Origin of the sequence: Lentzea sokolovensis (genome assembly GCF_033949975.1) — a bacterium.
GTDB classification, from domain to species: domain Bacteria; phylum Actinomycetota; class Actinomycetes; order Mycobacteriales; family Pseudonocardiaceae; genus Lentzea; species Lentzea sokolovensis.
Map to the genome: position 1 here is coordinate 33,216 of NZ_JAXAVU010000001.1, position 13,315 is coordinate 46,530.

General features: G+C 65.0%; 13 protein-coding genes and 1 pseudogene. 5 read left to right on the plus strand and 9 right to left on the minus strand.

Going from position 1 to position 13,315, the window contains the following annotated elements; all coding sequences use genetic code 11:
* Nucleotides 1-30 precede the first annotated feature (30 nt).
* The gene (locus SK854_RS00200) at nt 31-996 is read right to left on the minus strand and encodes an acyl-CoA dehydrogenase family protein (RefSeq protein WP_144065335.1); all 966 of its coding nucleotides are present in this window, start codon (nt 994-996) and stop codon (nt 31-33) included.
* A 269-nt stretch (nt 997-1,265) separates the two neighbouring features.
* A complete protein-coding gene (locus tag SK854_RS00205) occupies nt 1,266-2,018 on the minus strand; it encodes an LbetaH domain-containing protein (RefSeq protein WP_157512926.1) in 753 nt (250 codons plus the stop codon).
* A gap of 218 nt (nt 2,019-2,236) precedes the next feature.
* Between SK854_RS00205 and SK854_RS00210 the strand changes: the two genes are divergently transcribed.
* Nucleotides 2,237-3,604, plus strand: coding sequence for a helix-turn-helix domain-containing protein (locus SK854_RS00210; protein WP_030477481.1), 1,368 nt, complete (start codon nt 2,237-2,239; stop codon nt 3,602-3,604).
* Nucleotides 3,605-3,652: 48 nt separating this feature from the next.
* The gene (locus SK854_RS00215) at nt 3,653-4,294 is read left to right on the plus strand and encodes an HAD family hydrolase (protein WP_030477480.1); all 642 of its coding nucleotides are present in this window, start codon (nt 3,653-3,655) and stop codon (nt 4,292-4,294) included.
* Nucleotides 4,295-4,306: 12 nt separating this feature from the next.
* On the opposite strand, the gene SK854_RS00220 is transcribed toward SK854_RS00215, so the two are convergent.
* The 3 genes from SK854_RS00220 to SK854_RS00230 are packed head-to-tail and all read right to left on the minus strand — an operon-like array spanning nt 4,307 to nt 7,371.
* The gene (locus SK854_RS00220; RefSeq protein ID WP_036014713.1) at nt 4,307-5,575 is read right to left on the minus strand and encodes a helix-turn-helix domain-containing protein; all 1,269 of its coding nucleotides are present in this window, start codon (nt 5,573-5,575) and stop codon (nt 4,307-4,309) included.
* A 45-nt stretch (nt 5,576-5,620) separates the two neighbouring features.
* Nucleotides 5,621-6,157, minus strand: a complete 537-nt coding sequence (locus tag SK854_RS00225; protein WP_051770001.1) for an NUDIX domain-containing protein — start codon at nt 6,155-6,157, stop codon at nt 5,621-5,623.
* On the minus strand, nt 6,145-7,371 hold the full coding sequence (locus tag SK854_RS00230; protein ID WP_051769999.1) for a transcriptional regulator: 1,227 nt from the start codon (nt 7,369-7,371) through the stop codon (nt 6,145-6,147). Before SK854_RS00230 ends, SK854_RS00225 begins: the two co-directional genes overlap by 13 nt.
* A gap of 251 nt (nt 7,372-7,622) precedes the next feature.
* On the opposite strand from SK854_RS00230, the gene SK854_RS00235 reads away from it, so the two are divergent.
* Both SK854_RS00235 and SK854_RS00240 read left to right on the plus strand, forming a co-directional pair.
* A complete protein-coding gene (locus SK854_RS00235) occupies nt 7,623-7,910 on the plus strand; it encodes a zinc finger protein (protein WP_319972914.1) in 288 nt (95 codons plus the stop codon).
* Nucleotides 7,823-8,497 carry a hypothetical protein gene (locus SK854_RS00240; protein WP_169745996.1) on the plus strand — a complete coding sequence of 225 codons (675 nt, stop codon included), beginning with the start codon at nt 7,823-7,825 and terminating at the stop codon, nt 8,495-8,497. The genes SK854_RS00235 and SK854_RS00240 overlap by 88 nt, the downstream gene beginning before the upstream one ends.
* A gap of 215 nt (nt 8,498-8,712) precedes the next feature.
* Here the strand turns inward: SK854_RS00240 and SK854_RS00245 are convergent, their stop codons facing one another.
* The 4 genes from SK854_RS00245 to SK854_RS00260 all read right to left on the minus strand — a co-directional run bounded on the left by SK854_RS00245 (nt 8,713) and on the right by SK854_RS00260 (nt 12,420).
* Complete coding sequence (locus tag SK854_RS00245; RefSeq protein WP_030477476.1) at nt 8,713-9,684, minus strand: NAD-dependent epimerase/dehydratase family protein; 972 nt, start codon at nt 9,682-9,684, stop codon at nt 8,713-8,715.
* A gap of 27 nt (nt 9,685-9,711) precedes the next feature.
* Entirely contained in the window at nt 9,712-10,956 is a 1,245-nt protein-coding gene (locus tag SK854_RS00250; protein ID WP_030477475.1) for a DUF6545 domain-containing protein, read from the minus strand.
* A gap of 61 nt (nt 10,957-11,017) precedes the next feature.
* Entirely contained in the window at nt 11,018-11,434 is a 417-nt protein-coding gene (locus SK854_RS00255; protein WP_319972915.1) for an ImmA/IrrE family metallo-endopeptidase, read from the minus strand.
* 92 nt (nt 11,435-11,526) lie between these two features.
* Nucleotides 11,527-12,420 (minus strand): helix-turn-helix domain-containing protein, encoded by an 894-nt coding sequence (locus tag SK854_RS00260; protein WP_084401183.1) that lies wholly within the window; start codon nt 12,418-12,420, stop codon nt 11,527-11,529.
* A 466-nt stretch (nt 12,421-12,886) separates the two neighbouring features.
* Between SK854_RS00260 and SK854_RS48170 the strand changes: the two are divergent.
* Nucleotides 12,887-13,315: pseudogene (locus SK854_RS48170) on the plus strand (AAA family ATPase); the annotation flags it as partial.

Genomic DNA, 13,315 nt, shown 5'->3' on the forward strand with positions numbered 1-13,315 from the left:
CGCGACCCACCGCCGCCTACCAGCTTCTCCTTACGCAGTCCGCGCTGCGGACTCGAGCCGACTGCGAGGCGGGGGCACCGTCGTTTTCGCTCCGTCGACGTGGTGTTTCCCCGCAGCCCGGTAGAGGCTGTCATGGATTCCGTCCGCGTAGAGCAGTCCGTTCAGGTCGCGACGGATTTTGGCCGTTTGGCAATCGGCACGGAAGCCAGACGCACCGAGCAGCAGCGCAAGCTCGGCGACGGTCGTGTTGGCCACGTCGATGCCGTGCGCTTTCGTCGCGGCGCCCCACAGCTCCGCTTCCGCGCCTCCTGCCTCGGCGACGTTGGACGCCATGACGGTGCCGAGCAGGGCAGTCGCCAGTTGAACGTGTGCGCGCCCCAGGGTTATCAGTGCGGAATCCCGCAGCCGAGGCAACTCTCCGCTGAACTGCCGGGCGGAGAGCCTGGCGGTCACGGTGTCGAAGACAGCGGCAGCGCCACCTAGCGCGGTGGCCGTGACGAGTGGTCGATAGCCGGCGAAGTGCTGACGCAGCAGCCTCATCCCGCTCCCGTCCAGCACGTCGTCCCGCCTGATCGGCACGGCGTCGAGTTCGAGAACTCCCCACGCCCAGCCGGCAAGCCCAGTCGGTGGAATCGGCTGCCGACGAAGGCCTTCCTCAGTGGCGTCGACCGCAGCAGCCGCTAGGCGACCATCAGGTGTTCGGAAGAACAGCACGAACACGGCCGCTTCGTTCAGCCGGCTGATCCACGTCTTACGACCCGTCACCAGCCACGTTCCACCTGGTCCTGCAACTGCTTGGGTGCGGGTTTCCGCTGGACGAGATCCGCCATGGCACTCCGTGATGGCGATCCCCGCCAACTCCCCCGCCCGCAGTCGCGGAATCCACTTCTGCCGTACCCCCGGACTGCCGTGGTCGGCGATGAGCGACCCGTGACCAAGCCCGAAAGAATCGCGCAGATCGATGTCGCGATAGCCGCACACGAACTGCACCAGCACGTGGAACAACGCGGGATCGCCCTCCGGTCCTGCGAGGCCGGAGGCGGCCAGGTCTCGCCGAATCGTCCGGAGGCGCCTGCTGCGTTCGCCCCCTGCCGGCGGTTCCGCCTCCACGGGGTAGGCCCCTACGGCCCGATCCAGTGCATCTGCGAACGCCTCCAATCGCGCCCAGTCGACCAGGCCGCCAGGGTCCAGCACGCGCCGCAACGGCCTCAGCCAGGCCGTGATCGCTTCGTGCGCCGTGGCCACCTCCCTCGCCAGGATCGGGCTCACGATGCCTCCCCACGCACAACAGCGGGATGCCCGAAAGCCAATGCACCTGGCGGGATGTCGCGAGTGATCACCGATCCCGCTCCGACGAGAGCGCGCTCGCCGACCGTCACACCGGCCAGCACGACGCAGCCGCTCCCGACCTTCGCTCCGGCCTCGAATCGCGGCGGCGCGAGAGAGGGCTCGCGGTGCGGGTCACGCCACGTCAGCGTCTTGTCGTTGATCGTGCGCACGCCGGCACCAAGGAACACTCGGTCGGCGATCACGGTCGCGCTGGTGATGTGAGAGCCGGGCGAACAGCGCACGTCACGACCGATGCGGGTGCCGCGCTCAACGGTCAGGAGGTGGCCGAGTTGCGTGTCTGCGCCGACCTGCACGGCGGTGCGCAGCAGCGTGTGGTGCCCAACCATGGAGTTCACACCAATGCCGACCTCTGCGTACACAACCGCGCCGGAGCGAACCGTCACCCCCGCACCGATGACCGTGCCGCCGCCGACACCAGGTCGGATCTTCCTGACCGCGTAGCCGAGCTCAGGCTTGCCAACGACCGCGTGCTCCTCGACACGTGCCTGAGCACCGATCGTGGTGCCGCCGTGCACGACGGCGAACGGCCCGATCACGGCACCAGCGTGGACCGTGACCGGCCGCGTTGTACCCAGTTCGTCGACCGGTACGAACAACGCAAACCGACTGATCACCGCGTGGCCTTCGACGTGCAGCAGGCCAGCGCGCTCAAGTTCTGACGCGGTCATTTCTTGCACGGTTGTGGTGTTGCTCATCATTGTCCCCTCCCCCGCGGCAGGAGTGGAGACCTACCGCGTCGACGCCCAGGACACGGCCTCTGCTATCTCGCTGACCAGCGGAGTTGCTGAGGTCGACCACTCATTTGCAAGGTGCGCAAACCGGCTGGCACAGTCTGTGATCGTTTGGGTACGCTCATAAGTCCTGCTCTGGGTGAGGAGGGCCGGACATGGATCGGACTTGTGCGATCTGGGAGACCGACGAGGTCCGCGCCGCTGTCGATTCCGGTGACCTCGGCGCGATCGTCCGTGCCGTCCGCCGGGCTGTTCCGCTCACCCTTGAGGAGCTGGCCAAGCGTTGCGGCTACTCCATTTCCACCTTGTCCCGGCTGGAGCGCGGCAAACAGCCTTTGCGGGACGTCCAGGTGCTCCGTTCCCTGGCCACCGCCCTGCAGATCCCGCCGCACCTGCTCGGCCTGTCCGACACCACATCACGGTCCGTGCACGCACCGCGTCCCGTCGCTAGGGTCAACGTCAACTTGGTGCCGGACGAGGAGACAGATCCCATGCGTCGTCGCACGCTGTTGGCGGGACTGACGGGGCTGGCTGGCGCCTCCGTGCTGGGGACCGGGTCAATGTCCTCGGCCGAAGCCGATCCGGTGAGCACGCTCGAGCGCGCCTTGCTCGATCCACCCGCAACGAGTGCCACGCCGGTCGCCATCGCCCAGCTTCGGGCCGACGTCGCCGAGGCGCGATCGGTCTACCAGCTCGGCCGCTACACCGACGCCGCGACACGGCTGCCCGGCCTCGTCTCAACGGCGATGGCCACGCGGGCCGGGGACGAGGACATCTCCTCCGCCAACGCCCTGCTGGCCGACGCGTACACACTGGCATCGGAGCTGATGGTCAAGCTCGACCGCGGGCAGCTGGCGTGGACCACCGCGGACCGGGCGATGCAGGCGGCCCACGACTCGGACGACCTCCTCGCCCAAGCCTCCGCGCACCGCGCCTGGGCCATCGTTCTGCGACGCACCGGACATGCCGACACCGCGCAGCGCCTGATCTTCAGCACCATCGGGACCCTGCAACCCGAACTGCATCGAGGTCCGGAACACCTGTCGGTGTACGGCACTCTGCTGTCCACCTCCGCGTACACCGCGGCCGTCGATGGAGATCGCGATACTGCACGTTCCTTGACCGCCGAAGCGGTCGAGGCCGCCGCGCGCCTCGGCTCCGACGCCAACCACCGGTTCACCGCGTTCGGCCCGACCGGCGTCGAGCTGTACCGCATCAGCGTGGCCAGAGCCCTGGGTGACTACGGCACCGCCATCGAGGTTGCGAAGCAGATCGACCCCACCTCCATCCCTCTCGCGGAGCGCCGCGCCCGCTACTGGTCCGACGTCGCCCACGCCTTCCACGAGTGGAACAAACCCGAACTCAGCTATCGGGCACTGCTCTCCGCAGAACGGGCGTCCCAGGACGAGGTCCGTTACCGCAAACCGATCCAGCGCATCACCACCAGCCTGCTGCAGCACCCGACCGCGCGCTCCATGCCAGGCCTGCAAGCTTTCGCTCGTCGTACTGGCGCTGTCGCATAGCCCTGTCACGGGTTCGCTCGGACGGGCTCGATGCCGTATGAGTGAGACATGGTCAGTGCTGTTGTGTTCGATGTCGGCGAGACGCTCTTGGACGACTCGCGCGAGTGGGGTGCGTGGGCGGACTGGATAGGCGTTTCGCGCCACACGTTCTCGACCGTTCTAGGTGCCGTGACCGCGGCCGGACGGGACAACGCCGAAACCTTCCAGTACTTCCGCCCCGGCTTCGACGTGGCGCGCGAGCGACAGCTGCGAGAGGACGCGGGGCTCGGGGAGCGAATCGAAGAAGACGATCTGTATCCGGACGTGCGCTCAGGCCTCGCAGACCTGCGCGACCTCGGCTTGTGGGTTGGAATCGCCGGCAATCAGACAGCTCGGGCCGGCGAACTCCTCCGTGCCCTCACATTGCCCGCGGACTACGTGGCCACCTCCGGGGAATGGGGTGTCGCGAAGCCCAAGAAGGAGTTCTTCGATCGGGTCGTCGCCGCGGCTCAGAAGCCTGCTTCTGAAGTCGTGTACGTCGGCGATCACCGGGACAACGACGTCGTCGCGGCGAAAGCCGCCGGTCTCCGAACGGTGCTGATCCGTCGCGGCCCCTGGGGCCATCTGTGGGCCGGCGATCCGCTCGTTCAACGGGATGCCGACTGGGTGATCGACTCGCTGGACCAGCTTCCCGCGCTGTTGACCAGCTGAGCTTCGAACGAGTCAGATCGCTCGTGCGCCTGCCCACGCGGCGAGCTCGACCACTCTGCTGTTTCCTGGGCGACGCTGGAGAAGCGTACCGAGGGTGCACTTGACCTGCGGATGTTCCCGTGTGTGTTGAGGAGCAGCTTCCCGCGCCCTCTCGATGCACGCATACGCGTCGTCGTGTCGCCCGAGGTTGAGCTGAGCGCGCCCCAGATCGATGTAGTAATGGGAGCGCCGCTCTGCCGGCAACTCCGAAGGCGGATGCCACGCCGAAGCTCGTCCGACTCCGACGGGGTCGCGCAGCTCAGCAGCCACAGCGAGTTCGTGGATGCGGATCGAATGCGGACCGAACGCCGTGCCGCGGTAGATGCCTTCGCGCACTTTGTCGGCGGCGTGCCGAGCCTCCCGCAAATGGTCCGTTGCCGCCCGGCCATCACCACGTCTTCCTGCAACCACTGCAGCCCTCATGTGGAGAGATCCGTACGCCGCGGCCACGTCTGGCCGGTCTCGATTGGACAGAGCCACCGCGTCAGCCGCTGCGACGAGGGCTCGAGCGCCTGTAGCAAGGTCGCCGTTGGCGAAGAACGTCTCGGTGCGGACATACTCCGACGCTGCCACCAGCAACCTGTCGTTCGCGGCCGCAGCTGACTGTCGCATGAGGTCGATGAGGCGAGCCGAAAGGTCCAGATACCCGAACTTGAAAGCGATTCCGTCCGCAGCACGGAACACAAGGGTGCGAAGCGCGGCTGCTTGATGTAGTTGCTCGTCGCTCTTCACCACCTGGCTTGCCCGTGCCAGCTCAGCGAGCAGCCCGGGAAGCTGGTCTGCCAGAACGCCGTAGCGTGCTTCCAGACGGTGTTCGTTGATGCGTGTTACGTCTGCGGCGATCTCTTCCAAAGGTCGCGCCGGTCCGTCCTCTGGGAGATCGAACGCGTCCAGAACTCGCCGAAGCCGGGGAACCACCGCGTGCACGCGGTCCAGATCATCACTGCCGCGGACGGACATTCCCTGCGAGCTCGACGCCATCCCGGCAGCTTCCTTGGCACCGGACGTGTTCGGCACGGAGGATGGCCCGTGAGGGTGGAGCACCCGCAGCAATTCCCCAACGGTCTTGAGCCTCAGCGCCTTCGCCAGGAGCGGCTGGAGAGTGGGAGTCAGCTTCGCGGTCTGGCCACGCTCCCAACGCCCAATGGTGCCAACGCTCACGCCCACCAACCTGGCCAGGTCTTCCTGGCTGAGACCCAGGGCGCCACGCAGCGCGGCCAGCTCCGTTCTAGGCGTCGCCATCGGTCTCCCCAAGTGCAAGATCTGGCCGCATTGTTGATGGCGAGCCTAGCTTGGAACCTGTCCCAGGCCCGCATCTCCGCCGAGGAACTTCTGTTCCTCGGCGTAGTCGAACGTTCCCGACTCCGCGGCAGCCAGCGCACGTTCAAGCTTGTTGGCCATGTCAGGTCTCAACCGCCGCAGCGCTTCGCTTACTTCGACGATCTCGAACTCGCTGATCTCCGGATCGCTCACACGCAGCGCCTTCAGCAAGTCCGGCCCCAGAACGCCACCATCAAAGACAAAAACAAGCTGGTCGTCCCATGGACCGTGCGGTGCTTCCCAATCGAGCAGCAGGACCCGCCCGATACTGAGTTGGACGCCAAGCTCCTCCAGCACTTCGCGCGCAGCTGCGACGGCCGGCGGCTCGTTGCTCTCCGCCATACCACCCGGCAGATCCCAGAAGGCCTTGTATGTCGGGTTGACCAGTACGACCCGTCCTTGTTCATCACGAAGAAGGACGTCAGCCGCGACTCGTTTGCGAGCCTGTCTGGCGTTTCCCTCCGCGAAGTATGCGAACTGATCTTTCCCGGTCAGATCGGCCACGTCGCAGTTCGACCTTCCTGTGCTCCTGTTCCGCGCGTTCCGGCCCCCTGGGCAGCCAGGAACACCTCGACCTCGGGCACGCGGCGCGCACCTTCAAGGTTACGTGCCAACAGATCGAGCCGACGGACGACTCGGCCTGAACTGAGTGATGAGGCTGTGCCACAGACCTCGGTCCCGACCACTGCGGCTTCGTCCACACGCCCAGCACCCACAAGGACCTTGGCCAAGGTGAGCTGACCGAACACTCGGCTACGCACACGATCCCCGGACCGCAGCCGGATCACCTCCCTAGCCTGGTGTTCGGCCTCTTCGTACTCGGCCAGGTCGAGGAAGCAGAGGGCGGCTTCGCCGGCCAAGGACGCCTCGTCAAAACCGGTGATCCAGTCGGCGCTCTGCTCTCCCGCCGAAATGTCCAGCATCGCTTCGGCTGCATTGAGCTCCTCCGTGCAAGGCCGACGCTCGCCCGCAAGACCAAAAGCCCTGGCACGCATCGCATGCAGGCGGGCCACCAGCCTCAAAGCACCCTCATGGTCACCAGCCCGCGCCAATCCCTTGGTAGCTATGCGAATCGCGTCGTCCGGCTGCCCAAGCTCGATGGCTAGGTGCGACATGGAGGCACATACGTTTGCTGAGAGCAAGTCGTTCTCTCCAGCGGACGCGAGCCTGAAGGCTCGGTCGAAGTAGCTGCGCGCCCTTGCATCGTCGCCGCTGCCGTCGTGGGCCATCCACCCGGCAAGCTCGGTCATCGAGGCGGCCGCAGAGAACAACCGGACGGCGTCAGCCGACGCATTACCCACGTTGAGAAGCTGAGGTGCAACCTCTTGGTTCAGGTACTGCACGACACCCAGATAGAGGACACCACCACCCACGCGGCGGTCTGTTTTTTGAAACGCCTGCGCCGCGAGTTGAATTCTTTGCACAGGGTCGAGTTGCGCCAGATCGGCTGGCTCGCTGATGCCCCACTGGCCAGAGTTGGGCGCACCAGCCGATTGCTCCTGTGCGCGCGGCCGCAGGATGATGATCAGCTCCCGCGTCCCGGTGAGGCCAAGCGCTTTCGCTAGAAGCGGTTGCAAAACTGGCGATAGCGACTTGGTCTCGCCCCGTTCCCAACGCCCAATGGTGCCAACACTGACCCCAACCGCCTCGGCCAGCTTCTCCTGGGTAAGCCCCAGAGCCCGACGAAGCTCAGCCAGGCCGGATCTCGGAGTCGGCATCGGTCACTCCCTGAGCCTGAATCGGGCGTATTGTCGCTGGCCAGCCTAGCTTGGAACACGTCCCAGGCTGGCATTCCAGCCGAAGGACCTTCGTTTCACCCAATCGGTGCATCCGATCGTTCGCGCAGGTCAGAGCCATCGAATGACAGATTCCTGATAGGCGATGGCAGATTGATGATCTGGTCCTCTCTCGCAGCGTCGTCTTGTGTGGATGTCTGCCAAGCCCGCACACGCTCGGGAAGTGACCGGACATGCCTAGAGACTTCAAGTGGCAGCCGCACGACGGTGAACGCCACGCGATACCCCGGACTCTCGTTCCGAACGCTGTAGGTCGCAGCCTGTGCGACATCGAGTTGACTGCAGGCTCCGATGTCTGGCCGCCGCACGCACGGTGGTGGCCCACATGCCAGATCTGCGACCGCGCGTGGCGAGATGCCGAAGGCATTCTGCCTTGGCCACGGCAAGGAAGTTCGACAAAGGTCAACTCGACTGGCAGGACCATTTCGTCGGCTGCCACGGAGCTGGTGTTGCAGCTATGACCGCTACTCCCGACGAACCGGCATGTCCGCCTTCGGGCATCGACCAAATCGCTGAAGACGAGGCTCGGCTTCAGAAAGGCAACATCAGCGAACGCGGCGCGCACCTGTGCTTGCGTGCGATTGGGCACCAGCTGAAGGCCGAGCCCGATGGAGTCGAGGATGCGCTTCAACTCATCATCTCCCAGGCAGACAAGCGGATGGTGGTGGTCGCGGCCGCCGGCATCATGGCCAAGATCCTTCTCGACGGCGTGCCACGCGACCAGTTGCGATCGCCGATCAGGTTCCCGATCTCGTTCTCCCTGCCCGGCGACATCGATCCCGAGGATCGTGACGCGTGGCAACAGAACGTGCGGGCAGCGTCGACCTTCGTCTCCGCATACGCGACGGCCGACCCCGTCGCGATCGAGGAAAGCATCCCGCTCCTCTGTGGTGAAGGCACGTTCGAAGTCCTGGTCGTCCTCGTAGCTGCTGTCGCACGCAAGCTGGAGAGACACGCGCGCTGGTTCACCGAAGCTCTACGGTGCTGCGACGATCAGTCCGATGATCCAGCCAACCAGGCCGTGCAGGAAAGAACGTTCAGCGACTGAGCATCGCCGCGTGGCGAGATGCTTCGAACACCAGGGGCGTTGACCGCGACTTCGTGCTCCGGGTCGGGACCGTGGCTACCGTTCTCCCGTTGAACGCCCGCACGAGACCTTAAGCAACAAGCGTTTCCGTTTAGTGCCTACCGACACGTTCACCACGCTCTCTGGACGTTAGACGAAGTGACCGGCTGAACCTCGGATCGGTGTCGGGCTTCGTGTCACTGCGCGTAGGTGGGTGGCGGAGCCCCGACAGTTTCGCGCAGTGCTGAGTCCAGATCGTCGTCGGTGATGCCCAGCTCTGGCAGGCACGTGGGAACGAACATCTTGCTGGTGTAGAGCTCGCCGTAGTGTGCGTAGTCGAGGCCGGTGTCCACTCCGCGCTCCAAATCCCTGAAGCCGTTGAAACGCATGAACCTCTGGAAAGTTCGTGCGGGCACTTGCCGAACGTCGTCCGGGTTCGGGTGTCCTGCGAGACGCGCGAGCCGTGACACAAGCTCAGTCCACTCAAGATTCGCTTGCGCGACAGGGAAGTCGCCCTCGAGCCGTGAGGTCAGGGCTGTGCAACTCGCTGCCCCGATCGCAGCCGCACTGACGAGTGCGGTGCCGCCAGGAGGCGTCATGAGCGGCAAGCTCGTCTCACCGCGAAACCACGGCAACATGTACTCGAACTGACTCGGCCGACCAGGTGTCGCGCCGAAGACGTACGGGATTTCCAGGACTGCCACGGAGCACGAACCTCCTGCGGCCTTCCGCGCCTGGATCGCTTGGTCTGCGCGGCTGGCGATGTACGGGTGACGATCAGGTAGCCCGAGCTCTGGGCGTTGCCGATTCAACGTGATGTTGTAGGACCCGTGGATGACGGCACTCGTGATTCCAGTCTGCCTCGCGGCTTCCATCATCCGGCCGACCGCGTCGACGTTGTGGTGCTGAAAGTAGGCGCCACTTGGCCGAGACGCTTGAGCGCGGCTATCGACTCCTGCCGCGAACACGAGTGCCTCGTGTCCCTTGAGGATCGGCTTCCAGTCGCTTTGCGGCAGTGAGCTGGCGTCGCCCTCGTAGAACTCAACATCGCTCGGCAGGTTGGAGTTGTGGCTACGTCCGACAACGCTGACGTCGTGGCCATGGCGTAGTAACGCGCCGACAACGTGGAATCCGAGATATCCGGTTCCTCCGACGACGATCGTTTTCACGCTGTTCCTCCGTGGATTCGCACGTCGTCAGCTCGTCGCTGCGCCGCTGGTTGCCGAGGCTCGGATGAGTTCTGGCGCGCGAGTTCGGATCTGCGCCACGACCGGCGACTTGCGTGCGTCATGCACCTCTTGCCACCAGCGCACCTCTGCAGCCTTCTCGCCTTGTCTCGTAAGACGTGACGCCTCGTCTGCGGTCGAGAGTTCGACGCGGACCTCTGTGCCTGTGCGGGCTACCTCAAATCCGACTTCGAGGCACGCACGTTCCACGACGGCCTCGAGCGCGGGTCCCCTCAGCCCTTCCTCGCGGGCGAGTTTGTCAGCTATGGCGCGGGTGCCGTACGGAATCCGCATGCGCAGACGGCCTTCCCACAGCTCGACCAGGCGATCGCCCAGCTGGCGGCTGGCGTCGCGCACGTGCAGGAAGTCCTTCACGGCCGACGAGGGCGGCGGGTCGACGACGATGGACGGAAAGGCCGCGTACATCCGCTGGTGCAACGGGTAGAGCCGGCGGCGGGCCTGATTGGCGTGCGCCCAGACGACAAGCCGGCTGTTCTTGATCCACAGGCTCAGTGCGGTGGCGCTGAGGCCGAGCATGGTCAGCAGGCCCGCGATGCCCTTGATCGGGGTCTCCACGACGTTCTGCGTCCAGGACGGTACGGTGCCGAACAGCAGGGCGAGGTTGTAGCTGACTGAGTGCAGAACCATGCACAGGCCGCCGATCTGGCCCAGCGCGTTGGTGTTGAGCCCCATCGCGAGCCAGCGCGTTCCCCTGGCCTTCTTCACCCACCGCCACCCGAGGCGACACACCACCACGTTCATCACGCCTGCGAAGCCCATCGACAGGACGTAGGCGACGGCGGCGAAAGGATCGCCCGGTCCCCCGGTCTGGTACCTGCCCGCGGACGTGATGTCGTAGTCGCTCGCAGTGGGGTTCATCGCGAACAAGACGACGACGGCGGTGGTCAGCACCGCGTAGATCAACCATTCCCGACGTGCGATCCGGACCGCGGTCGCGCGTTCTTCTACGGAGAACAGGTAGAACATGTGCACGCAGATCACAGTGGAATTGCCCAATGTCATGATCATAGGCCAGTTGAGCCACATGCCGTCAACGTGCAGCAACGATGTGAACGGCGGTATCGCCAGGGCATAGGAAACCGTGGCCAGCACGGCTGCGGCCAGAAGCGCTCGTTTGGCCGGCACAGACGGATCATCGGGTCGCCGCTTGACCCTGCGCAGGTGAGCGAGCACGGCCAGCGCCGACCACAGCATGCCGAAGCCCGTTACCAGTACAAACCACATCGCGCGTCCCCCCAGGCGTAAATGTGCGGTGTTACTCGATGTCGGCCAGCGCTCCCCCGAGCGACCTGACACCGTCTGGATCATCGACGTGTGGGGCGAGTTGCAAGGTGTCACGACCCCGTGCCCGATGGAGTAGTTCGCGGGCGAACAACTCTGCCTCGTTCTCGCGCGGCGAGGCGAAGGTGCTGCGGCACAGAACCTGGTCGTGGACGACGTGCCCCAAGACGCGATGCCCTACCTCGTGCAGGATGATGTCCTGCTGGTGGGTCAGTCCGCTCCTGTTGTCGAAGAAGATCGTGATGGAGTGCTCGGACTCGATGAGCGCACCGCTGAAATTGGTCTCAGGCAGGTCGTGAGGTGCGACCTCTTCGCTCAGCGGCCGAAATCGCACAGGCTTGCCGAACTCCACCGTGAGCAGGCCCGCGTACTCGTCCGCGTTCCACGGCATCGGGATCGGAACCCGCTTGGAGAACTCTGCAGCGCGCCTCCTCAGAGTTCGGCGATCAAGCGGGGCGTCGGTGTTGTCGTGGTTCATGTGCTTCACCGATCCGCCTTGTCGGGTCCTGATCCAGAGGCCGAGTTCAGGCGCACCTGGTTGTCCATCTCCAGGTGGCTGTTGATCAGCCCTGCCAGAATTCGAGCGCTGGCTTCATTGCTCAGGCCGCTGTTGCGGCCGGCGTTCTGGGGGTCGGCCTCCAAGGTCCGCAACGCGACACCGAGCAGTCCGCGCTCATCACTTTTTGCCTGCCGCAGGAGCTCGAGCAGTTTCTCGTCTTCCGACTTGGCGCCGGAGACGTCCTGATCGTCGGCGTAGAGGTAGCTGAGCCGCTGCCCGAAGAACGCCGCCAGGTTGCGCAGCACAGGAACGGACACATCGTTGTCGGTGATCTCGCCGCTACGGAGCCCCCGCACGCGCCAGGGCTTCTCCCCGATCGCGTCCGCCACCTCCTCCTCGGTGTACGGGCGCTGTTCGTGCACCGAGTGCACATGATCGAACAGCCAGTTCAAACGCTCGCACACCGGTCGGGAGCTGTCGGGCATCTCACCGGTGACTAACCAGTGCGGGCTCGACGGGTTCACCGGAAGTTCCTTGAGCTCGCCGTCCTTGAACCGGCGAAGATCGACGTCGTACTGGATCGCCGCCTCGACCCGCGCCGCTTCCGCGTCACTGAAGAAGTAGGCCGTTGGGACCTCGAAGAAGGAGGCGATCCCCTCCAGAACATCCTTCGTCGGATTCGGCTTCGTACCCTTTTTCAGCTGGCTCACGTAGCTCGCTGACACGCCAAGATGCAGCGCAAGGTCCTTGTTCGTATGTGGCTTGGTGTCGCAGTACCGCTGCCCCTCGACCGCAGGCCTGATCGTCTCGAACAGCCACGTGATCTGACCGTGCAGCGTTCGAGGGACCACATCGGCCGCGCGCTGAACCTCGCTCATGCATCCCCCACGGACACCCAGTTGAACCGCAGCGACGTACTCCGTCGCTCCCCCAGACACGTCGAGGTTAACTCAGACTGCATCAGTGCGGCCAACCTTTCAAGGTTGAAGCTGGTCGACGGGCTTACATCGAACCGGCCATTAACCCGAATGGGTGAGTGCGACCAGTTACTGGCCAAGCCACTTGGAGGTCCTCTAAGGTGCGACCAAGGGTGATGCAACTTCAGTTCATTTCGCGGGGAGGCGAACGAAACTGAGGTTGACCAGCGAAGATGCTTCGTCCCCAAAGGATAGTTAACTGAATCTGCGGTCCGCCACCGTTGTGCGGACGCATGCTCGACATCGAAGCGACCCGTACTGCACGCCAATGCAGATGCATGGAGCCGGGTCCGCGGACCTACGGAAGACTCGTCGCACCCCGAGGGGCGCCTGGCGACTTCAGCACGTGTTCTGGGGGAAGCACATGATGATCACTAAGCGACCGACGAACGAGGAAGCCGTCGCCGGCGGCCACGACGTCCCCGCTCCACGGGTGCGTGTCTCAGTGCACGAAAGCCTGCTGCCCGGCGAACTCAGCAGCTTGATCGGAAGAAGCCAGCTCCTGCGGCAAGGCGCCGACACCGTCGGATCGGCTCGCGTGCTGACCTTCATCGGACCTGGTGGCGTCGGCAAGACCCGAGTCGCGGAACGCCTCGTCCACGAGATGAGCCGCAGCAGCGACTTCGAGTGCGGTCGGGTTCACCTGGCCGACCTGCGCGAGGGCGAGGATCGGCTGGCACCCGCGATCGCGCAGGCATTCGGCCTTCGCGAGAACTCTCCCGAGCCCGCCGAGGACCTTCTCGTCGAACACCTGGCTCCCCGACAAGCGGTGCTGCTACTGGACAACTGCGAGCAC